Origin of the sequence: Allosphingosinicella sp. (genome assembly GCF_035626655.1) — a bacterium.
Classification (GTDB): Bacteria; Pseudomonadota; Alphaproteobacteria; order Sphingomonadales; family Sphingomonadaceae; genus Allosphingosinicella.
Genome location: NZ_DASPNF010000011.1, coordinates 1 through 24,192 on the forward strand (window position 1 = coordinate 1; position 24,192 = coordinate 24,192).

Consider the following 24,192-nt stretch of genomic DNA (forward strand, 5'->3'; position numbering starts at 1 on the left):
ACCTCCTCGCGCGTCGCCGTCGGCAGCGCCGACCGTACCGAGGCCCTGGTCGCCGTCATCGCCGCCCGCCGCGCGATCGACCGGGGCGTCGCTTTGGGCTTCCTCGAGCGGGTGTTGCAGCTGCGCTTCCCGAACCAGCCGCAGGCAGTCGGCGCGATCATCGCCGCCGCGCGCCAGCCGGTCACGCTCGCCCAGCTGCAGAGCGAGCTGGAGGCGCTGGGGCCGCAATTGATGGGCGCGCCGCCCAACCAGAGCTGGTGGGGCGCGTTTCGCGACGAGATCGGCAGCCTGATCGTCGTCCGACGCGCCGACACGCCCTCGGCCGAGCCGAGCCAGCGGCTGGACCGGGCCAGGCGATGGCTGCAGGCCGGTGAGGTGACCGCGGCGATCGCCGAGGTGCAGCGCATGCCCGGTCAGGAATATGGCGCCGCCTGGGTGACGCGGGCCGGGCGCTATGCGCTTGCCCACCGGGCACTCGACGCGATCGAGAATGCCGCCTTGCTGGAGCCGCACGCCCCGCCCGCCCAGGCGCAGCCGGCCGCGCAGCAGCAGCAGAGTCCGGCGCGACCTGCCGCTCGACCCGCGGCGCAGCCGGCCCGCCAGCCGGCGCGGCCGCAGCCCGCCCCGGCCCGCCCTCAGCCTACAGCGCGATAAGCGCGTAGGAGCGGCCCTTCTCGGCCTCCACCACCATCCGCGCGCAATTGTAGACGGGGGTGCCGCGCGGCGTCCGGCCCTCGTGGGTGCCGCGATGGGCATGGCCGTGGACGACGGCCGAGACATGGTCGAACCGGTCGATCGCGTCGGCGAGGCGCGAGCAGCCGAGGAAGGGATAGATTTCCGGCGGCTCGCCCGCGACCGTGTCGGCGACCGGCGAATAATGGAGGACGGCGACGTTCCGCTCGGTCTTCAGCGAGCGCAGGGCATTTTCGAGCTTGCGCGCCTCGTCCAGCGCCGCGTCGACGAAGGCCTTGATCGGGCCTTCGCCGAAGGCGCCGAGCTCGCCGCGGCCGAAGCCGCCGAGAAAGCCCTTCACCCCGGCAAAGCCGACTTCCCTGATCACCACCGCCTGCTCGGCGAGCACGGTCATGCCGGCGCCGTGCAGGATCTTCGCCACCTCCTCGGGCTGGCCGCATTCATAATCGTGATTGCCGAGCACGCCGACCACCGGGATGGTGCAGGAGCGCAGGTCCTCGGCGAGGATCTCGGCCTCCCGGGTCTTGCCGAAATTGGTGAGGTCGCCGCACAAGGCAAGCACGTCGGCGACCTCGGAAATCTCCTGGAAGAGGTCGCGGTAGCGATGCTCGCTGGTTTCGGTGACGTGGAGATCGCCGATCGCGGCCAGGGTGAAAGGCTCAGGCCTTGCGTTCATGCCGCTCCTCGATCCCCTTGCCGACCACGTCGGCGAAGCCCCATTCGGCGATGTCGGTGATGTAGTCGCGCGGGCTGAACAGGCGGCCGCGGCAGATCTTCATCCGCGCCGCCGGCATCTCGGCCTGCGCGTGCAGCCGGCCGAGCAGTTCGTCGAACAGCCAGCGCGGGATGCACTCGCGCTCGGTCGGGTAGATGAAGCGGAAGTTGAGGACGTGGATGAGCAGCACCTCCCAGTAGAGCTCCATCGCGTTCAGCAGATAGCGCCAGTCGATCTCGTCATGCTTCTTCAGGATGACATGGACGACGTCGGCGCCGTCATAGCGGTAGCGGTCCTGCAGGAAGAGCTTGGAGAGGACGAACTCGGTCGGCGGGGTGATGCGGACGTTGGTGCCGTAGACCTCCACCTCATAGGCCTCGCGATACCATTCGTCGGTGATCGGGATGGAGGCAGTGGAGATGTTGTAGATGACGTCAAAGAAATGCTCGCCCTTCCAGACCTTGCCGATCCAGCGCTCGTCCTCGATGTCGATGCGGTAGCCGCGGGCCTTGAAATAGCTGAGGATGCGGGGCGCGTCGGACGGCTTGCAAAAGACGTCCAGATCCTTGGTCGGCCGGGTGATCCCGGTATAGCAGGAGAGCGCATAGGTTCCCGACAGGAGGAAGGGGATGCCGGATTCGTCCAGCAATTTCAGGCTCTCCACATAGAAATCCACCGCCTCGGGCGGCGGCTCGAAGGCGGAGGCGTCGAGCGTTGGCAGCTGTGTGCTCATCGGGGGTCAGAACGGCCCCGTCATTGAAAGCGTTCCGAGTCCGCGCCTAGCGGGGCCGGGGCTGCACGCCGCGGCCGATGCGCCGCAAGGTGAGCGTGAAGACGAGGTCGTTGTTCGGCGGCACCATGCCCGGGCTGCCGCGCCGGCCATAAGCGAGCCGCGCCGGCACCCAGAAACGGTAGCGCCCGCCCTCGTTCATCAGCAGCAAGGCCTCGGTGAAGCCGGCGATCGAGCCGGCGACCGGGATGCCGGCGGGCGCGCTGGTCCGCTCGACGAGACGGCCGTTCCGGGCGAGCCGCACCTCGTACATCACCTGGACGGCATCCGCGCGCGTCGGCCGGCGCCCCGTCCCGGGTGCGAGCACCTGGAAGCGCAGGCCGGATTCGGTGGTGACGACGGGCGGTTCCGGCGGCGATCCGGCGGGCGGCGCGGGCGCCGCCGCCTGCAGGGCAGCGGCGATCAGCAGCAGCATGAAAGGACGCTCAGCCGCCGGGAATCTCGTCCGCGGTCGGATTCCACTGCCGCTGCGCGCGATCGATCGTGTCGCGATTCTCGCGCCGCGCTTCCTCCCACTGCGCCCGGGTCTTGCAGACCCGCGTCCGGCCAAGGCGCGAGCCGAGCTCGCCCGTGGTCCTGCAGATACGCTCGTGCGCCGAACGCGGCGGCGCCGGCGGCTCCTGGGCCGCGGTCTGAACCTGAGCGGTCGCGGCGGCCGGCATGATCGGCATGACAAGGGCCAGAATTGCCAGAATCTTCATGGCGCTATCCTCCCGCGCCGGAGCATCGCCAAAGCAGCCCGGCTGTCAAGGATCGCTCGATTGCGTGCTGCCGGGCGCTCCCCCTTCGCGCGCATCCCGCGCCGCGCACCAGGCGGCGAGCGGAAAGGCGGGCCCTGCCGACCAGTCGGGCACGCCGAGCGGGCCGATGCGCAGCGCCGGCACGAGCGGCTCGGTGCGCAGCCGGGCGGCCTCGACGAAGCGCGCCGCGCCCGCAGGCAGGGCGGGATGCTCGATCGCCGCGACCGCCTGCCGGATGGCCGGCGCCGCCTGCGGCCGGGCCAATTCGAGCGCGACGAGATAGGAACGGGCGCCGCCGCCGAGCGTCGCCCGGCTGTCGCCGTCGAACCAGCGGCTGCCGCAGAGCAGGGGCGGCGGGATCGCGTCGAACAGCAGGCGATAGGCGGCGCGGCCATATTCCATCGCCGCCAGGCCATCGATGTCGAACATCATACCGAAGCTCGGCGCATAGGACAGGCTGCGCGCGGTCTCCGGATCGGTCAGGATAGGATCGCGGCGGGCCCGGTCGATCACCCGCGCCGCCGCGGCGCGTGTCGCCGGGTGCGCCCCGCCGAGCGCCTCCTCCAGATGGTCGACGACATAGCGCAGCAGGTTCGGCGCAGAGTGGTCGTCGATTCGCGCCAGGGCGCGCGCGAGAAGCGCCGCGGCGGAGAGGGTCGAGGGATGCCTGAGGCCGAGCAGCCGCTCGCGCGCCTCGAGCACGGCACGCGCCTCATAGGACGCCTCGATCAGGTCGCCGCGGTCGCACAGGCTTTCGATGCGGTCGGCACGCGCATCCAGCGTCGCCGGATGACCGGCGCCGAACATCGCCGCCAGCCGGTCCAGCGCCTCGGCCCGCAATATTGCAGCCCCGGCTCGATCGCCTCGCGCGAGGGCGCAGTCGGCCAGCGCCCGCAGTGCTGCCGACAGCGTCTCGACGAAGGCCGGTCCGCGCAGCCGCAACCGTGCCACCGACGCCTTTAGCAGGGGCTCCGCCTCTGCCTCGCGCCCGGCGGCGATCAGCGCCCGCGCCAGCGCAAGCGCGGTTGCGACGCTGTCGTCATGATGCACCCCCAATCGCGCCTGCTGCCGTGCGAGCAGGCCGCACAGGCTCAGCGCCGCCTCCCCCGTCCGGCCGCGCGCCAGCTGCAATTCGGCGACGGCGCGCTCCGCGGCCAGCGCGGCCTGGTCATCCGGCCCGAGCCGCGCTCTCAGCGCCTCGAGGAGCATGGTCTGGAAATCGCCGACGGCCGTGCTCGCGGGATCGGCGAAGCGCAGGAAGCCCGCGATCGCCTGGCCGAGCCCGAGATCGGCACCGCCATGGCCGTGCCAGGCTTCGGCAAGCAGCGGCGCCGGGTCGCGCCCGAATGCGGCCAGAGCGCGCCAGTGGCCGAGCAGCTCGGTTTCGCCCCGGGCAAGGAGCGCCCGGAAGCGGCCGGGATCGACGAGCACGGCCTCAAGACGGTCCCAAGCGCCGGCGCGCGCGAGCTGCCAGGGAACCTCCTCCGCCCGGCGCGCGGCGTCCGCGCCGTCCAATCGCCTGGCGAGGGCGAGGCGGACGCCGGCGACGAGATCTTCGTCCTGGCAGTAGCGCGCGCCCACCGCCGCACGCGCCGTCTCGCTCGCCAGCGTCAGGCGGCGGCCGCGCCGGATGAGGCTCTCCGCCTCGATCAGGAAGGCCGACCATTGGATCGGCGTGACGCCCACCATCGCCGCGAGCTCGGATTCCTCGATCCCGGCGCGGCTCGCCCAGAGCAGCCGGAAGGCATTGGCGACCAGGTCGCGCCCGCAGTCGGTCTCGAGCCGGGCGAGCACGCGATCAACCAAGGCGGCGAGGTCGCCGGCCTCGAGATAATGAGTGAGGTACGCGCCGAACCGGTCGAAGTCCGCCGACAGCCGCAACTCGTCGAGCAAGGTGTGCAGGAAGAGCGGGTTGCCCGCCATCGGATGGCCGAGGATGCGCTCGAGATGCGCCGGCGCGAACGACTTGGAGAAACGCGCCGCCGCCTCGCCCAGCAGCCGGCGCCGCGCCGGCCGCTCGATCGCGTCGAGCGTGATGTCCTTCCATTGGCGCCGGCGCCAGACGTCGGTCACCGGATCGTCGCTTCGGGCATCGCTGAAGACCGGATTCGGATCGAAGTCGGACCCGAGGACGGCGCCAAGCCCCGCGTCGAGCTCCGGCGCCGGGCTGGCGACCATCTCGGTCCGGGTGCGGCCGCCGATGCGGTCGAACGGAGCGGCCGAAAAGTCGGCCGAATCTCCCTTTGCGGAGGCGAGCAGGACGAGACCCTCGGGCAGCGCCGTCGGCAGCCACAGCAGATCCTGGCCCTCGGCCAGCCGGTCGAGCGCGTCCAGCACCAGCAGGATCGGCCTGCCGCTTGCGCCAGCCAGCGCCGCCGCTGCGGCGAAGCAGGCGGCAAAGGCCGCTGCGGTGGCTGCCCCCTCGACCTCGACGGCCGCACCCTGCAGCCTCAGCCAGCCGACCAGCCGGCGGAGAATGTCGCCGGGACGATCGCTTTCCGGCCCGGCACCGACATGATGGCTGAACAGCGGCTGTGCGCTCCGTTCGGCCCGGTCCCGGCTCCACCGCGCGAGCAGCGCGCTCTTCCCGCTGCCCGGCGCACCCGTGACCAGCAGCGGCAGCGACCGAGCCTTCCTGCCCCATTTGTCGAGCGCGGCGAGCGCCGCCTCGGCTCCGACATGGCCATCCGCCAAAGCGAGCGCCACAGCCTCATGCTCGGCCGTCTCGCGTGCCACGGGATCGGCGAAGGCCGCTTCAGGAAAGTCGGCTTCGATCAACGCCTCCAGATCGGCGCGCAGCCGCGCGACCAGCGCCTCGGCGGTGGCCAGATTCTCGACCAGCGGCAGGCCGCTGTCGCGAATGCGCTGCTTCAGCGCCGCAAGCCTCCCGGCCGTGCCCGGCGGGCTCGCCCGCCCGGTCGGCGCGCGGAAGTAGAAGAGCGACCGCTCGGCGATCAGCGGCGAATCGTCGAGCGCGGCACGAAGCATCTCGATCTCGGTGACGCTCGCCGCCGTGCAGGCCGCAAGCCGGGGGTAGCGGGCAAGCAGCCGCGGCTTCGCCTCCCAGGTCGCGGCGCTGTAATGGTCGCCGAGCAGGCCGACGAAATAGGCGCAGCGCGCAATCTCCTCGAGACAGATGGGAATCACCTCGCCGCGCGCCTCTTGCTCGGCGGTGATCCCCCAGCGCAGATCGACCTCGACCAGATCGACGCCGCGCGTGCTGAGCCGCCGCCGCATCTCCGGGAACACCCGCCGGACCAGCAGATCGCGCTCCTCCTGGAATTCCTGCAGCGTGGAGGAAATGAACACGCGCGCGATGGCGGCGCGGTCGGCCATCAGCGGCCTTCGCCCTCCTCGCCGGCCTGAGCCGCGCGAACCTCGGCGCTGAAGTCCCGGCCCATGCGCGTCCGCACGACCCAGCTTTCCGCGTCACGCCGGGCGACGGTGCGCACCATCGATTTGCCGGGCTGGCCGGCGATCTGCTGGACGAAGGTGACGCGTTCCGGTGCGAGCGAGACATGCAGGCTGACATGACGGGTCCGCGCCATGTTCATAACGGTTTCGCTCACCTTCTCGCGCGACTGGACGTCGCCGGCCCCGGCCGACGTCGCCACCGGCAGCTCCAGCACGAGCGCGAGAGCCTTCGCGCCTTCCTCCTCACGAACGGCCAGGTCCCGGCGGACGGGCTCGAAGATAGCGTTGAGCTCGTCCCGCCGCCGCTGCTTTGCGGCGGGACTGCCGGCGAGGGCGGCCATCACGATGTAGAACAGCACGAACCCCGCAACGGGGATCAGGACCCACCAATACCAGGCCATTGCCGACTCTCCCTCCGGCGGCGGAGAGCCTATCATTTCGGCTGTGTTTTGGAAAACTGGAGCGGGCGAAGGGATTCGAACCCTCGACCCCAACCTTGGCAAGGTTGTGCTCTACCCCTGAGCTACGCCCGCTCTGAGCTTGCGCCGCCGGCTCCTGGCCGCCCGGCTGAGGTAAGGCGGCGGCTGCTAGCATGGGGCCTTGAGGCCCGCAACCCCCGACATGCGGGCTTGGCAGAACTGCCGCATATCCCACATAGGGGCGCGAGACAGGCGCTGATCGGAGAGTTCAACGTGGCCACCCTGGGACTGAGCGAAGCCGAACGCGAGGCGGTCGAGAGATTCCGCCGCGACGTGATCGAGCCGAGCATGACCTCCTTGATCCTGCTCGACTTCTGGGCGGAATGGTGCGGGCCCTGCAAGCAGCTCACGCCCCTGCTCGAGAAGGTGGCCGCCGATTATGCCGATCGCGGCGTCAGGCTGGTCAAGGTCAATGTCGACGAGGAGAAGTTCATCGCGGCCCAGTTCCGCGTGCAGCAGATCCCGACCGTCTACGCCCTGTTCCAGGGCCAGCCGGTCGCCGATCTTTCGAGCGCGCGCACCGAGGGCCAGGTGAGCGGCGCACTCGACCAGTTGCTCGCCCAGCTGCCGATCCAGGGCGAGGCCCAGCAGAAGGAAGCGGAGATCGAGCCGTTGATCGCGATGGGCGAGCAGGTGCTCGGCGACGGCGACGGCGAGCGCGCCGCCAATATCTTCGCGCAGATCCGGGAGATGGCGCCCGAGCATCCGGAAGTGATCTCCGGCCTCGCCCGCGCCCTGGTCGCCGCCGGGAAGATCGACGAGGCGAAGGCCGCGCTCGACGCCGCCCCCGAGAAGCTCGCCAAGGATCCCGCCATCGCCCGCGCCCGCTCCGCGCTGGCGCTGGCCGAGGCGGCGCCGGCCGGCGGCGAGACCGCGGAGCTGGAGGCCCGGATCGAGCAGGATCCCGACGATCACCAGGCGCGGCTCGACCTTGCCGGCGCTCTGATGGCGCAGGGCGACCGGGAGGGCGCCGCCGCCCAGCTGCTGGAGAGCATCCGCCGCGACCGCGAATGGGAGGAGGGCGCCGCCCGCAGGCGGCTGCTGCAGATCCTGGAGGCGGTCGGCCTCGAAGACCCCTGGGCAGGCCAGCAGCGCCGCCGTCTCTCCGCGATCCTGTTCGGATGAGCGGGGGGCTGCGCCGGTGACGCTGCTTCGCGTCCCGATCTTCCCGCTCGCCGGGGCACTGCTCTTCCCCCGCACCCAGCTGCCGCTGCACATTTTCGAGCCGCGCTACCGGGCGATGGTGCGCGATGCGATCGCCGGCGACCGGCTGATCGCGATGGTCCAGCCGAAGGACAATGAGGAGCCGCCGGCCCTGTTCGAGATCGGCTGCATCGGCCGGATCGAGGCCTGCGACGAGCTCGACGACGGCCGCTTCAACATCGTGCTGGAGGGGCTCAGCCGCTTCCGGATCGCGCGGGAGGCGGCGGTCGGCACGCTCTACCGCCAGGTCGATGCCGACCGCGCCGGCTTCGAGGAGGAGGACGAGCCCGTGCTCGGCCTCGCCCAGCGCGCCGAGGTGGAGCGCGAGGCGCGGCGCTATGCCGACGCGCTCGGCTATATGGTGGAATGGGAACAGGTCTCGCGCCTCGACGACGAGATGCTGGTCAACGGCATCGCCCAGATCGCTCCGCTCGACGTCGGCTCCAAGCAGGCATTGCTCGAGGCGACCCTGATCGCCGACCGCGCCGACCTGCTCGTCCAGTTCATGCAGTTCCAGCGCATGGCCCCCGGCGGGGCGGACGGGCCCGAGACCCTCCAATGAGCGGCGCGGTCGATCTCAGCGGCGACTGGATCGGCTTCTACAATTACGACTTCCCCTGCCCGCCGACCCAGTTCGAGGCGGCGATCCGCGATTGCGGCGGCCTGATCACCGGCGTCACCACCGAACGGTTCGACGGGCCGGACGGGCTCGGCACGGTGCTGCAGGCGGTGATCGACGGGCGGCGCGAGGGCGCGATCCTGCGCTTCACCAAGATTTACGACGATCTCGCGCTGGCGCCGGACGTGATCTTCTACGAAGGCCTGATCCAAAGCGAGGGCGACGAGGTCGAAGGGGATTGGTCGATCCCGGGCCAGGGCGCCGGCACCTTCATGATGATGCGCAAGAGCGGGAAGAAGGCGGCCGAGACGCTGAAGGTGGAGGAGAAGGTGCCGGCCGGCCGCTAGATGGGCAGGCCCCGCAGCAGGAGCGGCAATTCCCCGGCCTCGCCGCGCGCCTCGGCCATGAACCTTTCCTTGAGCGGCCCGATCCGCTGGACCGCGCCCATGCCGAGGCGGCGGATCGCCGAGGCGGCGCGCCCCGGCACGCCGTAGAGCCGGGTCAGGCTGTCGGTGGCGAGCGCGACCGAGAAGGTGTCGAGGCTGCGCCAGCGCTCGTAGCGGGCCATGAGCTGGGCATCGCCGGGGTCGAGGCCGAGGCGCGCGCCTTCGACCAGCACCTCGGCGAGCGCGGCGGCGTCGCGGAAGCCGAGATTGAGGCCCTGGCCGGCGATCGGATGGATGCCGTGCGCGGCGTCGCCGATCAAAGCGAGGCGCTCGGCGGTGATGCTGGCGGCATGATGGAAGCCGAGCGGATAGTTGAACCGCGGCCCGGCCAGCTCGATCGCACCGAGAAAGCCGCCCATCCGCTTCCCGATCTCATGCGCGAGCGCGCGGTCCGGCAGGGCCAGGGTCGGCGCGGCGTCGCGCGCCTTGACCGACCAGACGATCGCCGAGCGCGGCCGCCCGTCCTCGCCCGCCAGCATCGGCAGGATCGCGAACGGCCCCGTCGGATAGAAAATCTCGTAGGCGGTGGCCTCGTGCGACCGCTCGTGGGCGATGGTGGCGACGATCGCGACATGATCGTAGCGCCATTGCGCGACGGCGATGCCGGCCGCCGTCCGGGTCGGCGAGTTGCGCCCCTCGGCACCGATCAGCAAAGGCGCGGCGAGCAGCCGCCCGTCCGCCAGCGCGACGCGGACGCCGGCGCCGTCGCGCACGACCCCGGCCGGGCGGGCGGGCATCAGCAGGTCGAGCCGCTCCGCCGCCAGCGCCGTGTCGCGGAGCGCGCCGCGCAACAGCCGGTTTTCGACCATGATGCCGAGCGGATCGTCCTCCTCGCCGGGCGCGAACAATATGCCGCCGGGCTGCAACCCCTCGCTGACCCTGATCGCGCGGATCGCGCAGGTGACGCCCGCGAGCCTTTCGGCGACGCCGATCGCCTCGAGCATCCGCCAGGAGGAGCTGGCGACGGCGGTCGCGCGCCCGTCATAGCTGGGCGCGACCTGGGTGGCCGGATCGGCCGGGTCGACGACGAGCGTGGAGAGGCCGTGCCGGTCCAGCGCGATGGCCAGGGTCAGCCCGACCAGGCCGCCGCCGAGAATGATCACGTCCGCGCGCTGCATTTCGTCCCCCTAACGTTGCAATGAAGCAACGCCAAGCGCTTGACCGGGGAGTCACCAAGGGCGCATTAGGGAGCAGACGGGGAACATTTGGGGCACAGCAGATGGCGTCAAGCAGCGCGCGCAAGGCAGGGCCCGGCCGTCTCGACCAGTTGCGGGACGGCTCCAAGAGGCTCGCCAGAAGGTCGGGGAGCTTCCTCGCAGGCCTCTTCATCCTGATCTTCACCGCCTGCGCGCTCGTCGCCTTGCTCACCTACCACCAGAGCGATCCGTCGCTGAACACCAGCGCCGGCGGGCCCGTGGCGAACTGGATGGGCGGCGCCGGCGCCTGGCTGTCGGACATCCTGCTCACCCTTTCGGGACCGCCCGTCGGCCTGCTGCTGCCGCTGCTGCTGATCATCGGCCTCAGGCTGCTGCGCGGCGTCGAGCCGGGGCGCTGGCTGCGCAACCTGCTCGTCACCTTCGCCGGGATCATGCTGATCGGGCTGGCGGCCGGCATGTTCGCGGGCGGCGAGCTCTGGGGCCTGCCGGCCGGGTGGGGCGGCGGCCTCGGCCTGGCGCTCGCCAAGGGCATGGAAGCGCTGCTGAGCCTGCTCGGCGATCCCGGCATCGTGCAGCCGTTCCGGATCGCGGTCATCGCCATTGCCAGCGTGGCCGGGCTGGCGCTCGTCCTGCTCGGCCTCGGCCTCACCGCCGAGGAACGGCACTGGATCGCCTCGCGGCGGCTGCCGGTCCGCGGCGGCGGCGCGGGCGACGCGGACGGGGAAATCGCCCCGCCCGCCAATCGCCCGGCCCGCGCGCCCGTCGCGGAGCGCCCCTCGCGCGCCCCGGTCATCGCCGAGCCTGCGCGGGCGAAGGACAATGCGCGCCGGCCGCTGCGCGAGCGCCAGCCCTCGCTGGCGCTCGGCGACGCCTATACCCTGCCCTCGGTCGACCTGCTCAATCCGCCGCCGCCGCCGGTCAACGTCACGATCGACCGGGCCGCGCTGGAGCGCAACGCGCGGCTGCTGGAGTCCGTGCTCGACGATTTCTCGGTCAAGGGGGAGATCGTCGAGGTCCGCCCCGGCCCGGTGGTTACCATGTACGAGCTGGAGCCCGCCTCCGGCATCAAGGCGAGCCGCGTCATCCAGCTCGCCGACGACATCGCCCGCAACATGTCGGCCCTGTCGGCGCGCGTCGCCACCATCCCCGGCCGCTCGGTCATCGGCATCGAGCTTCCCAACGCCAAGCGCGAATCGGTGAGCTTCTCGGAGCTGGTCTCGAGCCCGGCCTTCGAGGACCAGGTGGCCTCGCTGCCGATCATCCTCGGCAAGAATATCGCCGGCGACCCGGTCGTCGCCGACCTCGCGCCGATGCCGCATCTGCTCGTCGCCGGCACCACCGGCTCGGGCAAGTCGGTCGGGCTCAACTGCATGATCCTGTCGTTGCTCTACCGGCTGACGCCCGAGCAGTGCAAAATGATCCTGATCGACCCGAAGATGCTGGAACTCAGCGTCTATGACGACATCCCGCATCTGCTCGCGCCCGTCGTCACCGAGCCCGCCAAGGCGATTCGCGCGCTGAAATGGACGGTCGAGCAGATGGAGGACCGCTACCGGATGATGGCCTCGGTCGGCGTCCGCCAGCTCTCCAGCTTCAACGCCAAGGTGCGCGAGGCGAAGATGAAGGGCCAGCCGCTCGGCCGGCGCGTGCAGACCGGCTACGATCCCGAAACCGGCCAGCCCCGCTACGAGATGGAGGAGCTGGACTATGAGGTCCTGCCCCAGGTCGTGGTCGTGGTCGACGAGCTCGCCGACCTGATGATGACCGCGGGCAAGGAGGTCGAGTTCCTGATCCAGCGGCTCGCGCAGAAGGCGCGCGCAGCGGGCATCCACCTGATCATGGCGACGCAGCGCCCCTCGGTCGACGTGATCACCGGCGTGATCAAGGCGAACCTGCCGACCCGCATCTCCTTCTCGGTCACCTCGAAGATCGACAGCCGCACGATTCTCGGCGAGCAGGGCGCCGAGCAGCTGCTCGGCAAGGGCGACATGCTCTACATGCCCGGCGGCAAGCAGATCGCCCGCGTCCACGGCCCCTTCGTCTCCGACGAGGAGGTGCGCGCCGTCGCCGATTACTGGCGCGGCCAGGGCCGGCCCGATTACGTCCAGGCGGTCACCGAGGAGCCCGAGGACGGCGGCTATATGTTCGAGGGCCAGCCGGTCGGCGAGGACGATGCCGAGACCCAGCTCTTCCGCAAGGCGGTCCAGGTCGTCGCCGAGAGCCAGAAGGCATCCACGTCATATCTCCAGCGGCAGCTGCGCGTGGGCTACAACAATGCCGCGCGGCTGATCGAGCGGATGGAGAAAGAGGGCTTTGTGAGTCAGCCCGACCATGTCGGCCGCCGCGAGGTGCTGATGGACCCCGAGGGCCGGCCTTTGGTCTGAGCCCGTCATGGCCGCCCCCGATTTCGCCCGTGAATTGATCCGGCCGGTGTCGCTGAAGCCGGCCGAGGGCGCGGTGCGCGACGCCGGGCGACTGATCGCCATGGTCCACGAGCTGCATAAGGCCGGCTATCAGCGCATCCGCATCCTCCCGAACATGGCGCCGAACGGCGTGCACTGGCGCTGCCGGATCAGCGATGCCGACAATTTCACGCCCGACGGCCTGGAGTTGCGCGGCGCCGGGCCCGGCCGGGTCGCCATGTACAGTTCGGGGGATGGATCGCGTTACTTCGGCTGGGAGGATGGCGGCACGCTGACCGCCCGCTTGCTGGCGCGGCGCTTCCTGGAGGTCTTTCCGGCGATCGCCGCGCACGGCGCCGGTCGGGACTGGGCCTATGCGGGCTGGCTGACCGACGTGCTCGGGCGGGCCGAGCATGGCAGCTTCGTTCGCTTCTACGCCGATTATCCGCTGGCCGAGGACGAGCTGGCGCTCTGGCGGCCGCCGCCCGTCCCCGCCGGCGCGTGAGGGAACCGCCGGGGTTCACTGGACATTCAAGCGGGGTGCGCGATAGGTCGCGCGACCCCCGTTCCTTGAAGGAAGTTACGTGATGACGCGCTTCAGCGCCCTTTTTCTTGCCGCCCCGCTGGTGCTCGCGGCGCCCGCGCCTGCCTTTGCGCAGACCGGCCTCGCCCAGGTACAGGCGCATCTGCGCGCCGTGCAGACGATGACCGCAGGCTTCACGCAGACCGACGCCCGCGGCCGCTCGCTCAGCGGCCGGCTGACGATCAAGCGCCCTGGCCGCATCCGCTTCGATTATGGCCGCGCCGCGAACATGCTGATCGTCGGCGACGGCCGGGCGCTCACCTTCCTCGATTATTCGGTGAACCAGCAGCAGCGCTGGCCGATCAACGACTCGCCGCTCTCCGTCCTGCTCAACCCGAGCCAGGATCTGAGCCGCTTCGCCCGCGTCGTGGAGGACAATCCCCGCTTCCTGTTGCTGCAGGCCCGGGACCCGCGGCGGCGCGAATTCGGCACGATCACCGTCCGTTTCCTCAAGTCGGCCTCCGCGCCCGGCGGCCTGATCCTCGAGGGCTGGAACGCGATCGACGCGCAGAACAACCGCACGGTCGTCAACCTCAGCGGCCAGCGCTTCAACGTGCCCGTGGCGGACAGCGCCTTCGCCTATCGGCCGATCCAGCGCCGGGGCCCGCGGCGCTAGCCGCCGCGACAAGGCGCCCCAAAATGGCCCAAATCCGTTCATCCGCGCGACAGGTGGGGGGTCCTAATATTCAGGCTGCAATTGCGGCGTTCCGCCCCGGGTTTTCCCCCTGTTGCCCGGCCGGTCATCGCAATTGACCTCGCGTAACAACGCTTGGTGGCCCTCGCTCCACGCCCCCGGAGCGGGGGCCTTCCATTTTGGGGGACGCTCGCTAAGTCCCCTTGAATGTCCTCCACGCTGAAGATCGCCTCCTGGAACATCAATTCCGTGCGCGCCCGTACGGACATCGTGCAGAAATTCCTCGTCGAGGAGGCGCCGGACATCCTCTGCCTGCAGGAGACGAAGGTTCGCGACACCGAATTCCCGCAGGAGCTGTTCCGCCGGCTCGGCTACAGGCATCTCTTCATCTGCGGCCAGCCCATGCATCACGGCGTCTGCATCGCCTCGAAGGTGCCGCTGCGCGAGGATCATCGGCACGACTGGCAGGACAATGGCGAGGCCCGCCATATCGGCGTGCTGCTGGAGAACGGGGTCCGGCTGGAGAATGTCTACGTGCCCGCCGGCGGCGACATTCCGGACCGGCAGCTGAACGTGAAGTTCGGCCAGAAGCTGGATTTCGTCGGGCGGATGACACGCTGGTCCGAGACGCTGGACCGGCCGACGATCATGGTCGGCGATTTCAACATCGCCCCGCTCGAATGCGACGTCTGGAGCCACAAGCAATTGCTGAACGTGGTCAGCCACACGCCGGTCGAGGTCGAGGCGCTGAACCGGCTGCAGGCGAGCAACGACTGGGTCGATCTCGGCCGCCATTTCTTCCCGGCGCCGCAGCGGCTGCACACCTGGTGGAGCTACCGTTCGCCCGACTGGACGAAGAACGACCGCGGCCGCCGGCTCGACCATATGTGGGCGACCGGCGAGGTCGCGAAGCAGGCGGTTGGCCACAAGGTCTACGAGCCCTGCCGCAACTGGCAGCGGCCGTCGGACCATGTCCCGCTGATGACGGAATTCGCCTTCTGATGGGCGCGCGGGACGTCGCCCGCGCCATCGACGCGCTGCGCCGCGGCTGGCCGGTGGCGCTGGGCGAGATCAGCTTCCTCGCCATCGAGACGGCCGACGAGACCGGCCTCGCCGCCTTCGACGGCCCTGACGCCCCTGCTGCGCTCCTGATCTCCGGCAATCGCGCCGCGACTTTGAAGCTCACCAACCAGCGCGACGCCGAGCCGGACGAACCGGTGCTGGTGAAGCGCGCGCCCTGGATCGACCTCGCCACCGCCAATGCGATTGCCGATCCGGCGCTCGACCTCGCCACGCCCTTCAAGGGGCCGTTCCAGACCGCGCCGCTCTGCTCGCCGCCGACGGCGCGTTCGGCGCTGCGCCTCGCCCGCCTCGCGGGGCTGCTGCCGGCCTTGTTCACCCGCCGCGACGGGCCGGCCGAGGCGCGGGCCGAAGTGGCTGACGTCATGACGTTCGGCAGCGGCGCCGACCTGCGCATCGTCTCCCGCGCGCGCCTGCCGAGCCGCTTCGCCGAGCAGGGCGAGATCATCGCCTTCCGCTCGGACGGCGACACGGCCGAGCATGTCGCCTTGCTGATCGGCGCGCCGAACGGCCAGCCGCCGCTGGTGCGCGTACACAGCGAATGCCTGACCGGCGACGCGCTGGGCTCGCTCAAATGCGATTGCGGGCCGCAGCTCGCCGCCGCGCTGGAGGCGATCGCCGCCTCGGGCTGGGGCATCCTGCTCTATCTGCGGCAGGAGGGGCGCAGCATCGGCCTCGTCAACAAGCTCAGGGCCTATCAGCTGCAGGACCAGGGCTATGACACGGTCGACGCCAATCTCCGCCTGGGCTTCGCCGACGACGAACGGGATTTCTCGGTGGCGGCGCGGATGCTGGAGGCGCTCGGCCAGACCCGGATCCGGCTGCTGACCAACAATCCCCGCAAGGTGGCCACGCTCGAAGCGGTGGAGATCGCAGTCGCCGAGCGGGTGCCGCTGAAGGCGGGCGCCGGCGTCCACAACCAGGCCTATCTCGACACCAAGCGGGACCGGTCGGGGCACCAGCTCTAGTTTACAACGCATCCGTTTCAGCGCCTCACGCGAGCAGGGCGGCGATCTCGTCGAAAGTGCGGGCGACCTGCCTGACGCCGAGCGCGCGCAGCCTTTCCTCATGGTCCGCCCGGCAATGGCTGCCGGCGACGAGGCCGATCACGGTCGCGCCCGAGGCCAGGGCGCCCTGCACGCCGACCGGCGAATCCTCGATGATCGCGCAGCGCTGGATCGGCACGCGCAGCGCCGCCGCGGCGTGCAGATAGAGGTCGGGCGCCGGCTTGCCGCGTTCCACATGCTCGCGCCCGGAGAAGATCATCCCGGCAAAGACGCCGTCCAGCCCGATATTCCTGAGGTGGCTCTCGATCCAGTGCGAGGAGCTGGAAGAGCAGATCGCCTTCGGCAGCTCGGGCGGGAGGCCGCGGACGAAGGCGACGGCGCCCTCCACTGCCGCGATCCCCTCGGCGATGGCGCGCGCATCCTCCTCGGCACGCGCGCTGTGGAAATCGTCCGGCAGCGCGCGGCCGATCCAGCGTTCGACGGCGCCGATGAAGTCGAGCCCGGCCAGACCCATGAAATTGTCCATCGCCTGCTCGACGCTGGTCGGATGGCCGCTCCGCGTCAGCCAGTCGGCGAGCTGGGCATTGCCCGCATATTCGCTCTCCAGCAGGACGCCGTCGAAATCGAAAATCAGGGCGTCAAAACGCATTCTGGTCAATTCATCCTGATGCCGGTGACCCGCCAGCCCTCTCCATCATGGACCAGACTCATCTCCGCTGTGCCGGTCCGGCCGCCCTGAAAGGTGACGCTGCCGGAAAGCCGGCCGTCGCTGTTGCGAACCGAGCGTGACGACCAGCTCCATGACGATGGCCGATAGGCGCCGACCGAGGCCGCCATCCGCTCCGCGCTCCCCAGTTCCTGCTGGAGCGACGGTGCCGCGAGGGCGAAGGCCTGGGCTTCGTTCCCGTCGCGCAGCGCGCTCATGAATGCGTCGGCGGCCTCCGATACGGGCCCGAGCGCAGCCCGCAGGATGAGGAAGAGCCCGACGCCGAAAATCACGAGCCCGCCAAGGACGAGCAGGAGGATTTTCCTGAGGCCGAAGCGGCGCCGGGGGCGTGTCGACGAGAGATCGGTCATCCTGGTCCTCCCTTATGCTGTCCGGCACGGACTCCGGCCGGCGGGGCGATATCAGCGAAGCACGAAGAACAGCACGGCGCCCACGATCGCGAGCGGGATCAGCAAGGTGATCAGCACGATCTTGATCACCAGCGGCGTCACCGACGGCCGCGGGCCCAGAGCGTTCGGATCGCCGCCGGTCCAGTGGACCCGCATCCAGCGGTTCTGGTTGCAGCGCGGGCAGCGAATCCGGTTGCGCGGTTCGCCGAGCGCCTTGTAGCGGACTCCGCCAATTTCCCAGATGTCGGTCGTGTCGGTCTGGCAATGTGGGCATTCCGTTTTCCAGAGGCGGGACTCGCGCTGCATCGCAGCGAACAATTCCGGCGAGGTGTGACGCCGGAGCATGCGCTGCATGCCGCTGAGATTGCCTTCAGCCATCTTCCGTCCCCCTTTGCCCGAACAGAGCGGTACCGACACGTACGTGAGTCGCGCCGATCATTACCGCGCTTTCATAATCGGCCGACATGCCCATGGAGAGTCCGGCGACGTCATGACGTCGCGCCAGCTTCGCCAGCAGAGCGAAAAAGGGCGCCGGCTCGGTATCGGCGGGCGGCAGGCACATCAGCCCCGCCACCGGCAGATCCGCCGCCCGCGCCTGCTCGAGCAGGCGGGGGAGGTCGGGGACGGCGCAGCCGCCCTTCTGCGGCTCGTCGCCGACATTGACCTGGAGGAAGCAGTCGGGCCGCCGCCCGCTCTTCGCCATCGCCCTGGCCAGCGCAGTCACCAGCGATTCCCGGTCGACCGAATGGATCGCGTCGAACAGCCGTACCGCCTCTTCGGCCTTGTTGGACTGGAGCCGGCCGACCAGGTGCAGGCCGATGTCGGGATGCCGCTCGCGGATCGCGGGCCACTTCTCCTCCGCCTCCTGGACGCGATTCTCGCCGAACACGCGCTGCCCGGCTGAGACCAGGCCGAGGATGCGCGGCGCGGGCTGGGTCTTGGAGACGGCAATCAGCGTCACCGCATCCGGTCTGCGGCCAGCCAGCCGCGCCGCCTTGCCGATCCGCTCCCGGACCTCGTCGAGCGATGAAAGCGCCATGCGGGATGCTATAGGAAGGCCCATGGGCCCAGACCAGCCTCTCCCGCGCCTCTGGCTGATGACCGACGAACGGCTCGGCCAGCGCCTGTTCGACGCGGTCGCGCGCCTGCCGGCGGGCGCCGGCATCGTCTTCCGCCATTACGGCATGGACGAGGAGGAGCGCCGCTTCCTGTTCGACAGGGTGCGGGCGGCGCATACGGGCCTGCTGCTGCTCGCCGGGCCGGCGGAAATGGCCGCCATGTGGGGCGCCGACGGCAGCCATGGCCGCCACCAGGGCGCGGTCACCGCCTCCGCCCACGATCTGGCCGAGTTGCGCATGGCCGAGGCGGTGGGCGCGCAGCTGGTCTTCCTCTCGCCCGTCTACCCAACCCGCTCGCATCCGGACGCGCAGGTGCTGGGCCCGGCCGGCTTCGCCGCGCTTTCGGCGGAGACGGAACTGCCCGCCGTCGCCCTGGGCGGGATGGACGCCCCGCGCGCGGAAGGGCTTGCGGGCGCTTATGGCTGGGCGGGCGTGGACGCCTGGCTCCGCTAGAAGCGGAAGGCGGTGCCGATATAGACGGCCTGGCTGTCGCGGCGGTCGTCGCGTGAGGTCGGATCGAGCCGGTCGCGGGAGATGCGGTAGCGGGCGCCGGCGGTCACGTCGATATTGCGGGCGATGCTGTAGGCGCCGCCGACGTCGAGCGAATAGGATTCGTCGCCGGTGACAAGCCGCTGAGCACCCTCGGCCCGCTCGGCACCGACCGCGACGCGGCCGGTCAGCCGCCGCGTGGGCTGGTAGGAAATGCCGACCCGGGCCGATTCGCGGACGCCCGAGATCAGGCCGCTGTCATTCTGCGCGACGTCGCCGGAAATGGCGAAGCGGCGCCAGCCGACCGAGACGCCGAGATTGTAGGAGCTGGGCGTGATCGCGGTGACGGCGGAGGCGGCGCTGGGCCCGACCTCGCGCGAGGCCAGAGCCGGCGTGCTGGCGCGGGCGCGGACGGCGACGCGCAGGCCGCGATTGGCGCGCTCGTTCTGCGCCGTGCTGGGCGTGAAGCTGAAGCCCGTGCTGAGCGGGTTGTTCGGGCGCCGGGCGAGCATGGCGCTGAGCCGCGGGTCGGCGACGGCGGGGGTGAAGGCGCCGAGCGGACGGCCTGACACCGGGGCGTTCATCCGCTGCTGCTGGGGATTGCGCTGCGCGAAGGCGGTCCAGGCCGGGGCGAGCACCAGTGCCGCCGCAAGCAGCGACGCGCTGACCGTCCCGATGGCACGCACCTTTCTCAACAGACTCACTCCCCTCCAGCCCGGCACTTAATCGCTGTTGCAGCCCTTTCCTAGCGATGGCAGGGGCGACAAACCTGAATCATCCCCGCATGTTGCATCATTCACACAATCCGCCTTTCCCGCACATGAAGCGTTCATCCGGCCCGGGCATGATGACGCCGCGTTCCAAGACGCTTGCCGCTGGCGTGGCGATATCTATAACGACGCTCAATCCCTTCCGTTTCAAGGACAGATTATGGCTCGCGTACTCACCTTCGGCCTGGCTGCCGCTGCCGCCTTCACCGTGGCCGGCTGCCAGTTCATCCGGGACGACATCAACCGGACTCTCGGCCGCAGCCCGGAGGACAATGCCCGGCGCGTCGACTATGCCGCCAGCCAGGTCACCCAGATCGGCGTCAACGCCTATCTCTGGCGCGCCTCGCTCGACACGCTCGCCTTCGCCCCGCTCGCCCAGGCGGATTCGAACGGCGGCGTGATCGTCACCGAATGGTATGTGAACCCGCAAAATCCCTCGGAGCGGGCCAAGGTCAGCGTCGCCATCCTCGACCGCGACCTGCGCGCCGACGCGCTGCGCGTGCTCGCCTCGCGGCAGACGCTGCAGAACGGCCAGTGGATCGACGCGCCGGTCACCGCCGCCACCGTGCAGCGGCTGGAGGAGATCATCCTCACCCGCGCCCGCGACCTGCGCCGCGCCGCCTTGGCCGGATAACCCCCTATCGGAGTAAGCTTTCGCGATGGCATCGCGCTTCAATCCATTAAAGGCCGATGCCCATTGGCAGAAAGTCTGGGAGGAAGGCGGGACGTTCCGCGCCTCCGACGACAGCGACCGGCCCCGCTCCTACGTGCTGGAGATGTTCCCCTATCCGTCGGGGCGCATCCACATGGGCCATGTCCGCAACTACACGATGGGGGACGTGCTCGCCCGCTACCGGCGGATGAACGGCCATGAGGTGCTCCACCCGATGGGCTGGGACGCCTTCGGCATGCCGGCCGAGAATGCGGCGATGGAGCGCAAGGTCCATCCGGGCGAATGGACCAGGGCCAATATCGCGACGATGAAGGCGCAGCTGAAGCGGCTCGGCTTCGCGCTCGACTGGAGCCGCGAGCTCGCCACCTGCGAACCCGATTATTACGGGCACGAACAGGCCCTTTTCGTCGACCTGTTCGAGGCGGGGCTGGTCTACCGCAAGGAGAGCGAGGTCAATTGGGACCCGGTCGACATGACCGTGCTCGCCAACGAGCAGGTGATCGACGGCCGCGGCTGGCGCTCGGGCGCCCTCGTCGAGCGGCGGAAGCTCGCCCAGTGGTTCCTGAAGATCACCGATTTCGCCGAGGAACTGCTCGACGGCCTCGACGGGCTCGACCAGTGGCCGGACAAGGTCCGGCTGATGCAGGAGAACTGGATCGGCAAGAGCCGCGGCATGCGCTTCCGCTTCCGGATCGCCGGGCCGAGGCCCGGGATGGAGGAGATCGAGGTCTTCACCACCCGGCCCGACACGATCTTCGGGGCGAATTCCGCCGCCCTCTCGCCGGATCATCCGATCGCGCAGGCGCTTGCCGCGGAACAGCCCGAGGTCGCCGCCTTCATTGCGCTCTGCAAGCAGGGCGGCACCACCGCCGCCGAGCTCGAGACCGCGGAGAAGCTCGGCTTCGACACCGGGCTCAAGGTGGTCCATCCGTTCGACCCCGACTGGCAGCTGCCGGTGTTCATCGCCAATTTCGTGCTGATGGACTATGGCACCGGCGCGATCTTCGGCTCGGCGGCGCACGACCAGCGCGACCTCGATTTCGCCCGCAAATACGGACTTCCCGTCCGCCGGGTCGTCGCCCCGACGGCCGAAGAGGCCGACCTGCCGATCGGCGACGAGGCGGATCTGCGCGACGGCGTGATCGTGAACAGCCGCTTCCTCGACGGGATGAGCGTCGAGGCGGCGATCGCCGAGGTGATCGCCCGCGCCGAGGCCGGGGGCTGGGGCGAGGGCACCACCGCCTGGCGGCTGAGGGACTGGGGCGTCTCGCGCCAGCGTTACTGGGGGACGCCAATCCCGATCGTGCATTGCGCCGCCTGCGGCGCGGTGCCGGTGCCGAAGGACCAGCTGCCCGTCATCCTGCCCGAGGACGTGGATTTCGAGACGCCCGGCAATCCGCTGGAGCGGCACCCGACCTGGAAGCATGTCGCCTGCCCGAGCTGTGGCGGCGCGGGGCGGCGCGAGACCGACACGCTCGACACGTTCGTCGATTCCTCCTGGTATTTCATCAGGTTCGCGAGCCAGCCGGGGAACCGGCCGTTCGATCCGGAGGTGGCCAAGCGCTGGCTGCCGGTGAACCAGTATATCGGCGGCGTCGAGCATGCAATCCTGCATCTGCTTTACGCCCGCTTCTGGACGCGGGCGCTCAAGCATATCGGCATGCTCGACCTGGAGGAGCCGTTCAGCGGCCTGTTCACCCAGGGCATGGTCACCCACCGCACCTATCAGGACGAGGCCGGCAACTGGCTGCTGCCCGAGGAAGCCGAGGCGGCGAAGGCGGCCGGGGAGAGCGTGAAGGCGGGCCGCGTCGAGAAGATGTCCAAGTCCAAGCGCAACACCGTCGATCCGGAGCCGATCGTCGACCAGTATGGCGCGGACGCGGTGCGCTGGTTCATGCTCTCCGACAGCCCGCCCGAGCGCGATCTCGAGTGGAGCGAGGCGGGGATCGAGGGCGCCTGGAAGTTCGTCAACCGGCTGTGGCGGCTCTCCGCGGCGAGCGAGGCCGGGGAGGGGACGGACATCGCGCTCGAGCGCAAGCTGCACCAGACGATCGCCGCGGTCGGAGCCAATATCGAGGCGCTGGCGTTCAACAAGGCGGTGGCAAACATCTACGAGCTGGCCAATGCGATCGAGAAGGCGCCGCCGTCCGCCTCGCGCACCGAGGCGGTGGCGGTGATGATGCGCCTGGTCGCGCCGATGGTGCCGCATGTCGCGGAGGAGGCCTGGGCCGCGGCCGGCAATCCGGGGCTCGTCGCCGACGCCGCCTGGCCCGAGGCCGACCCGGCCTTGCTGGTCGAGGACGAAGTCACGATCGCCATCCAGGTCAACGGCAAGCTGCGCGACACGGTCCGCACGGCCAAGGGCGCGGCGAGGGAGGATCTGGAGAAGCTGGCCGTCGCGAATACAGCGGTGCAGCGCATCCTCGCCGGAGCCGCGCCGCGTAAGGTGATCGTCGTGCCCGACCGGCTGGTCAACGTGGTCGCATGAGGGCGCGTGCGGCCTTGCTCGCCCTCGCGGCGCTGGCGCTGCCGGGCTGTGGCCTCAGGCCGCTTTATGCCGGCGGCGAGGCGGGACCGGTGGTGCGGACCCTGCGCGGCGTCCAGGTTGCGCCGATTCCGGGCCAGAATGGCTGGCTGGTGCGAACCGCGCTGCAGGACCGGCTCGGCAACAATGGCGGCGAGATCCGCTACCGGCTCGAGGTCGAGCTCAGCGACGACATTACCGGCTTCGGCATCCGCTCGGACAATGCCGTGACCCGCGAGCGGCGGACCCTGCGCGCCCGCTACCGGCTGGTCGACACCCAGCGCGGCACGGTGGTGCTCGATGCGACCGCGGGCTCGGACGCGGGCATCGACGTCGTCTCCAGCGAATATGCGACGGTGGCGGCCGAGCAGACCGCGCTCGAACGCCTCTCGACCGAGGTCGCCGACCAGATCGTCTCGCGCCTCGCCCTCTACGCCCAGCGCGGCGGCCGCCGCCCCGCCACCCGCTAGAGTCGAGGGACGTGAAGGCGAACCGGGCGCAGATCGAGAAAGCGCTGAAGGCGCCGGCCGCCACCCGCTTCTTCCTGCTCCACGGCCCCGACGATTCGGGCAGCCGCGCCCTCGCCAAACTGCTTGGCGCGGCCTTGGGGCCCGATGCCGAGCGGATCGACCTGACCGGCGCCGACCTCAGGGCCGATCCGGCAAGGCTCGCCGACGAGGCGGCCAGCATCTCCATGTTCGGCGGCGCGCGCTGGATCCAGGTCGAGCCGGCGGGGGACGAGACGCTGCCCGCGGTGGAGGCGCTGCTGGAGGCGCCGGTGGCGGGCAATCCCGTGATCCTGCTGGCGGGCGGCCTCAAGCCCGCCTCGAAGCTGCTGAAGCTCGCCCTTGCCGCGCCGGAAGCAGTCGCCTTCGCCTCCTACCTGCCCGACGCGCGCGACGCGGACCGCCTGGCCGCGGAGCTGGGCCGGGCCGAGGGGCTGACCCTGCGGCCCGACGTCGCCCGGCGGATCGCCGAGAGCTGCGGCGGCAACCGCGCGCTGATCGCGCAGGAGCTGGCGAAATTCGCGCTCTATGTCGGTGCCGCGCCCGAAGCGCCCAAGGCGATCGACCATGACGTGATCGACGCGCTCGGCGCCGACAGCGACGAGGGCGACCTTTCCCGCCTCGTCGACAGCGCCGTGGGCGGCGATCCGGCCGGGCTGGAGGCCGAGCTGGCCCGGCTCCATGCCGAGGGGCAGGAGGGCATAACCCTGCTCCGGGCCATGCTCCGCCGCATCGCCCTGCTCGCGCGGCTGCGCGCCGAAGTCGAGCAGGGCAGCACGCCCGCTGCAGTCATGGCGTCATCCGGCAAGTTATTGTTCTGGAAAGAGAAAGACGAGGTCGCCCGGCAGCTTGCCCGCTGGCGCGCGCCCTTGCTCGCCAAGGCCATGGCCCGGCTGCTCGAGGCGGAGCGGCAGGTGAAGGCCGCGGGCGGGATCGGCCCGCTGGCAGCCGACGAGGAATTGTTCGCGATCTGCCGGCAGGCGGGTCGGCTCAGATAAGCGCACGGAGGACAGAAGCAGCCTCACCCTCCGGCG

Annotated in this window: 26 protein-coding genes and 1 tRNA gene; 14 read left to right on the top strand and 13 right to left on the bottom strand. The window is 70.3% G+C overall.

What is annotated here, in order from left to right; all coding sequences use genetic code 11:
* Positions 1–654, top strand: a 654-nt coding sequence (locus tag VEC11_RS11250) for a hypothetical protein (protein ID WP_464131231.1), incomplete at its 5' end; no start/stop codon positions are given.
* On the opposite strand, the gene VEC11_RS11255 is transcribed toward VEC11_RS11250, so the two are convergent.
* The 7 genes from VEC11_RS11255 to VEC11_RS11285 form a co-directional block, all read right to left on the bottom strand.
* Positions 641–1,369, bottom strand: coding sequence for a metallophosphoesterase family protein (locus VEC11_RS11255; RefSeq protein ID WP_464131233.1), 729 nt, complete (start codon positions 1,367–1,369; stop codon positions 641–643). The two genes, VEC11_RS11250 and VEC11_RS11255, sit on opposite strands and share 14 nt — an antisense overlap.
* On the bottom strand, positions 1,353–2,141 hold the full coding sequence (locus VEC11_RS11260; protein ID WP_464131235.1) for a nucleotidyltransferase family protein: 789 nt from the start codon (positions 2,139–2,141) through the stop codon (positions 1,353–1,355). The genes VEC11_RS11255 and VEC11_RS11260 overlap by 17 nt, the downstream gene beginning before the upstream one ends.
* A gap of 46 nt (positions 2,142–2,187) precedes the next feature.
* Positions 2,188–2,613: an FKBP-type peptidyl-prolyl cis-trans isomerase gene (locus VEC11_RS11265; protein WP_464131237.1), complete on the bottom strand. Its 426-nt coding sequence runs from the start codon at positions 2,611–2,613 to the stop codon at positions 2,188–2,190.
* Between the two features lie 10 nt (positions 2,614–2,623).
* Positions 2,624–2,899, bottom strand: coding sequence for a hypothetical protein (locus tag VEC11_RS11270; protein ID WP_464131241.1), 276 nt, complete (start codon positions 2,897–2,899; stop codon positions 2,624–2,626).
* Between the two features lie 45 nt (positions 2,900–2,944).
* A complete protein-coding gene (locus tag VEC11_RS11275) occupies positions 2,945–6,274 on the bottom strand; it encodes a DUF4062 domain-containing protein (protein ID WP_464131243.1) in 3,330 nt (1,109 codons plus the stop codon).
* A complete protein-coding gene (locus VEC11_RS11280; protein WP_464131245.1) occupies positions 6,274–6,753 on the bottom strand; it encodes a hypothetical protein in 480 nt (159 codons plus the stop codon). Before VEC11_RS11280 ends, VEC11_RS11275 begins: the two co-directional genes overlap by 1 nt.
* 57 nt (positions 6,754–6,810) lie before the next feature.
* Positions 6,811–6,885, bottom strand: a tRNA-Gly gene (locus tag VEC11_RS11285).
* Positions 6,886–7,044: 159 nt separating this feature from the next.
* On the opposite strand from VEC11_RS11285, the gene VEC11_RS11290 reads away from it, so the two are divergent.
* From VEC11_RS11290 to VEC11_RS11300, 3 genes are read left to right on the top strand one after another with little or no spacing between them, the layout of a single operon-like run.
* Positions 7,045–7,956 (top strand): tetratricopeptide repeat protein, encoded by a 912-nt coding sequence (locus VEC11_RS11290; protein WP_464131249.1) that lies wholly within the window; start codon positions 7,045–7,047, stop codon positions 7,954–7,956.
* A gap of 16 nt (positions 7,957–7,972) precedes the next feature.
* On the top strand, positions 7,973–8,596 hold the full coding sequence (locus VEC11_RS11295; protein ID WP_464131251.1) for an LON peptidase substrate-binding domain-containing protein: 624 nt from the start codon (positions 7,973–7,975) through the stop codon (positions 8,594–8,596).
* Positions 8,593–9,000 (top strand): hypothetical protein, encoded by a 408-nt coding sequence (locus VEC11_RS11300; protein ID WP_464131253.1) that lies wholly within the window; start codon positions 8,593–8,595, stop codon positions 8,998–9,000. Before VEC11_RS11295 ends, VEC11_RS11300 begins: the two co-directional genes overlap by 4 nt.
* Here the strand turns inward: VEC11_RS11300 and VEC11_RS11305 are convergent.
* On the bottom strand, positions 8,997–10,217 hold the full coding sequence (locus VEC11_RS11305; protein ID WP_464131255.1) for an FAD-dependent oxidoreductase: 1,221 nt from the start codon (positions 10,215–10,217) through the stop codon (positions 8,997–8,999). The genes VEC11_RS11300 and VEC11_RS11305 overlap by 4 nt on opposite strands.
* 101 nt (positions 10,218–10,318) lie before the next feature.
* Between VEC11_RS11305 and VEC11_RS11310 the strand changes: the two genes are divergently transcribed.
* The 5 genes from VEC11_RS11310 (at position 10,319) to ribA (ending at position 15,923) form a co-directional block, all read left to right on the top strand.
* The gene (locus VEC11_RS11310) at positions 10,319–12,640 is read left to right on the top strand and encodes a DNA translocase FtsK (RefSeq protein ID WP_464131257.1); all 2,322 of its coding nucleotides are present in this window, start codon (positions 10,319–10,321) and stop codon (positions 12,638–12,640) included.
* Positions 12,641–12,647: 7 nt separating this feature from the next.
* Positions 12,648–13,163, top strand: a complete 516-nt coding sequence (locus VEC11_RS11315; protein ID WP_464131259.1) for a hypothetical protein — start codon at positions 12,648–12,650, stop codon at positions 13,161–13,163.
* Positions 13,164–13,245: 82 nt separating this feature from the next.
* A complete protein-coding gene (locus tag VEC11_RS11320) occupies positions 13,246–13,857 on the top strand; it encodes a LolA family protein (RefSeq protein WP_464131261.1) in 612 nt (203 codons plus the stop codon).
* A gap of 225 nt (positions 13,858–14,082) precedes the next feature.
* Complete coding sequence (locus VEC11_RS11325; RefSeq protein ID WP_464131263.1) at positions 14,083–14,877, top strand: exodeoxyribonuclease III; 795 nt, start codon at positions 14,083–14,085, stop codon at positions 14,875–14,877.
* A complete protein-coding gene (ribA, locus tag VEC11_RS11330) occupies positions 14,877–15,923 on the top strand; it encodes a GTP cyclohydrolase II (RefSeq protein WP_464131265.1) in 1,047 nt (348 codons plus the stop codon). The genes VEC11_RS11325 and ribA overlap by 1 nt, the downstream gene beginning before the upstream one ends.
* Before the next feature lie 25 nt (positions 15,924–15,948).
* Here the strand turns inward: ribA and VEC11_RS11335 are convergent, their stop codons facing one another.
* The 4 genes from VEC11_RS11335 to VEC11_RS11350 are packed head-to-tail and all read right to left on the bottom strand — an operon-like array spanning position 15,949 to position 18,117.
* The gene (locus tag VEC11_RS11335; RefSeq protein ID WP_464131267.1) at positions 15,949–16,611 is read right to left on the bottom strand and encodes an HAD family hydrolase; all 663 of its coding nucleotides are present in this window, start codon (positions 16,609–16,611) and stop codon (positions 15,949–15,951) included.
* A gap of 5 nt (positions 16,612–16,616) precedes the next feature.
* Positions 16,617–17,039, bottom strand: coding sequence for a DUF4864 domain-containing protein (locus tag VEC11_RS11340; protein ID WP_464131269.1), 423 nt, complete (start codon positions 17,037–17,039; stop codon positions 16,617–16,619).
* A 51-nt stretch (positions 17,040–17,090) separates the two neighbouring features.
* Positions 17,091–17,456, bottom strand: coding sequence for a hypothetical protein (locus tag VEC11_RS11345; RefSeq protein ID WP_464131273.1), 366 nt, complete (start codon positions 17,454–17,456; stop codon positions 17,091–17,093).
* Entirely contained in the window at positions 17,449–18,117 is a 669-nt protein-coding gene (locus tag VEC11_RS11350) for a YggS family pyridoxal phosphate-dependent enzyme (RefSeq protein WP_464131276.1), read from the bottom strand. Before VEC11_RS11350 ends, VEC11_RS11345 begins: the two co-directional genes overlap by 8 nt.
* Before the next feature lie 58 nt (positions 18,118–18,175).
* On the opposite strand from VEC11_RS11350, the gene VEC11_RS11355 reads away from it, so the two are divergent.
* Positions 18,176–18,649, top strand: coding sequence for a thiamine phosphate synthase (locus VEC11_RS11355; protein ID WP_464131278.1), 474 nt, complete (start codon positions 18,176–18,178; stop codon positions 18,647–18,649).
* On the opposite strand, the gene VEC11_RS11360 is transcribed toward VEC11_RS11355, so the two are convergent.
* Positions 18,646–19,380, bottom strand: coding sequence for a hypothetical protein (locus tag VEC11_RS11360; RefSeq protein WP_464131280.1), 735 nt, complete (start codon positions 19,378–19,380; stop codon positions 18,646–18,648). The genes VEC11_RS11355 and VEC11_RS11360 overlap by 4 nt on opposite strands.
* 235 nt (positions 19,381–19,615) lie before the next feature.
* Here VEC11_RS11360 and VEC11_RS11365 point away from each other — a divergent pair, with 235 nt between their 5' ends.
* Genes VEC11_RS11365 through holA form a run of 4 tightly spaced genes read left to right on the top strand, consistent with a single transcriptional unit; the run spans position 19,616 to position 24,156 of the window.
* Positions 19,616–20,089, top strand: coding sequence for a DUF3576 domain-containing protein (locus tag VEC11_RS11365; protein WP_464131283.1), 474 nt, complete (start codon positions 19,616–19,618; stop codon positions 20,087–20,089).
* A 25-nt stretch (positions 20,090–20,114) separates the two neighbouring features.
* Positions 20,115–22,616 carry a leucine--tRNA ligase gene (gene leuS, locus VEC11_RS11370; RefSeq protein WP_464131285.1) on the top strand — a complete coding sequence of 834 codons (2,502 nt, stop codon included), beginning with the start codon at positions 20,115–20,117 and terminating at the stop codon, positions 22,614–22,616.
* On the top strand, positions 22,613–23,122 hold the full coding sequence (lptE, locus tag VEC11_RS11375; RefSeq protein WP_464131287.1) for an LPS assembly lipoprotein LptE: 510 nt from the start codon (positions 22,613–22,615) through the stop codon (positions 23,120–23,122). The genes leuS and lptE overlap by 4 nt, the downstream gene beginning before the upstream one ends.
* Before the next feature lie 11 nt (positions 23,123–23,133).
* Complete coding sequence (gene holA, locus VEC11_RS11380; protein WP_464131290.1) at positions 23,134–24,156, top strand: DNA polymerase III subunit delta; 1,023 nt, start codon at positions 23,134–23,136, stop codon at positions 24,154–24,156.
* Positions 24,157–24,192: the final 36 nt, after the last annotated feature.

What these genes read in the sequence shown, in the direction of transcription:
- VEC11_RS11255 (WP_464131233.1), bottom strand. Translation starts at nt 1,369, where the DNA reads ATGAACGCAAGGCCTGAGCCTTTCACCCTGGCCGCGATCGGCGATCTC.
- VEC11_RS11260 (WP_464131235.1), bottom strand. Translation starts at nt 2,141, where the DNA reads ATGAGCACACAGCTGCCAACGCTCGACGCCTCCGCCTTCGAGCCGCCG.
- VEC11_RS11265 (WP_464131237.1), bottom strand. Translation starts at nt 2,613, where the DNA reads ATGCTGCTGCTGATCGCCGCTGCCCTGCAGGCGGCGGCGCCCGCGCCG.
- VEC11_RS11270 (WP_464131241.1), bottom strand. Translation starts at nt 2,899, where the DNA reads ATGAAGATTCTGGCAATTCTGGCCCTTGTCATGCCGATCATGCCGGCC.
- VEC11_RS11275 (WP_464131243.1), bottom strand. Translation starts at nt 6,274, where the DNA reads ATGGCCGACCGCGCCGCCATCGCGCGCGTGTTCATTTCCTCCACGCTG.
- VEC11_RS11280 (WP_464131245.1), bottom strand. Translation starts at nt 6,753, where the DNA reads ATGGCCTGGTATTGGTGGGTCCTGATCCCCGTTGCGGGGTTCGTGCTG.
- VEC11_RS11300 (WP_464131253.1), top strand. Translation starts at nt 8,593, where the DNA reads ATGAGCGGCGCGGTCGATCTCAGCGGCGACTGGATCGGCTTCTACAAT.
- VEC11_RS11305 (WP_464131255.1), bottom strand. Translation starts at nt 10,217, where the DNA reads ATGCAGCGCGCGGACGTGATCATTCTCGGCGGCGGCCTGGTCGGGCTG.
- VEC11_RS11310 (WP_464131257.1), top strand. Translation starts at nt 10,319, where the DNA reads ATGGCGTCAAGCAGCGCGCGCAAGGCAGGGCCCGGCCGTCTCGACCAG.
- VEC11_RS11315 (WP_464131259.1), top strand. Translation starts at nt 12,648, where the DNA reads ATGGCCGCCCCCGATTTCGCCCGTGAATTGATCCGGCCGGTGTCGCTG.
- VEC11_RS11320 (WP_464131261.1), top strand. Translation starts at nt 13,246, where the DNA reads ATGACGCGCTTCAGCGCCCTTTTTCTTGCCGCCCCGCTGGTGCTCGCG.
- VEC11_RS11325 (WP_464131263.1), top strand. Translation starts at nt 14,083, where the DNA reads ATGTCCTCCACGCTGAAGATCGCCTCCTGGAACATCAATTCCGTGCGC.
- ribA (WP_464131265.1), top strand. Translation starts at nt 14,877, where the DNA reads ATGGGCGCGCGGGACGTCGCCCGCGCCATCGACGCGCTGCGCCGCGGC.
- VEC11_RS11335 (WP_464131267.1), bottom strand. Translation starts at nt 16,611, where the DNA reads ATGCGTTTTGACGCCCTGATTTTCGATTTCGACGGCGTCCTGCTGGAG.
- VEC11_RS11340 (WP_464131269.1), bottom strand. Translation starts at nt 17,039, where the DNA reads ATGACCGATCTCTCGTCGACACGCCCCCGGCGCCGCTTCGGCCTCAGG.
- VEC11_RS11345 (WP_464131273.1), bottom strand. Translation starts at nt 17,456, where the DNA reads ATGGCTGAAGGCAATCTCAGCGGCATGCAGCGCATGCTCCGGCGTCAC.
- VEC11_RS11350 (WP_464131276.1), bottom strand. Translation starts at nt 18,117, where the DNA reads ATGGCGCTTTCATCGCTCGACGAGGTCCGGGAGCGGATCGGCAAGGCG.
- VEC11_RS11355 (WP_464131278.1), top strand. Translation starts at nt 18,176, where the DNA reads ATGACCGACGAACGGCTCGGCCAGCGCCTGTTCGACGCGGTCGCGCGC.
- VEC11_RS11365 (WP_464131283.1), top strand. Translation starts at nt 19,616, where the DNA reads ATGGCTCGCGTACTCACCTTCGGCCTGGCTGCCGCTGCCGCCTTCACC.
- leuS (WP_464131285.1), top strand. Translation starts at nt 20,115, where the DNA reads ATGGCATCGCGCTTCAATCCATTAAAGGCCGATGCCCATTGGCAGAAA.
- lptE (WP_464131287.1), top strand. Translation starts at nt 22,613, where the DNA reads ATGAGGGCGCGTGCGGCCTTGCTCGCCCTCGCGGCGCTGGCGCTGCCG.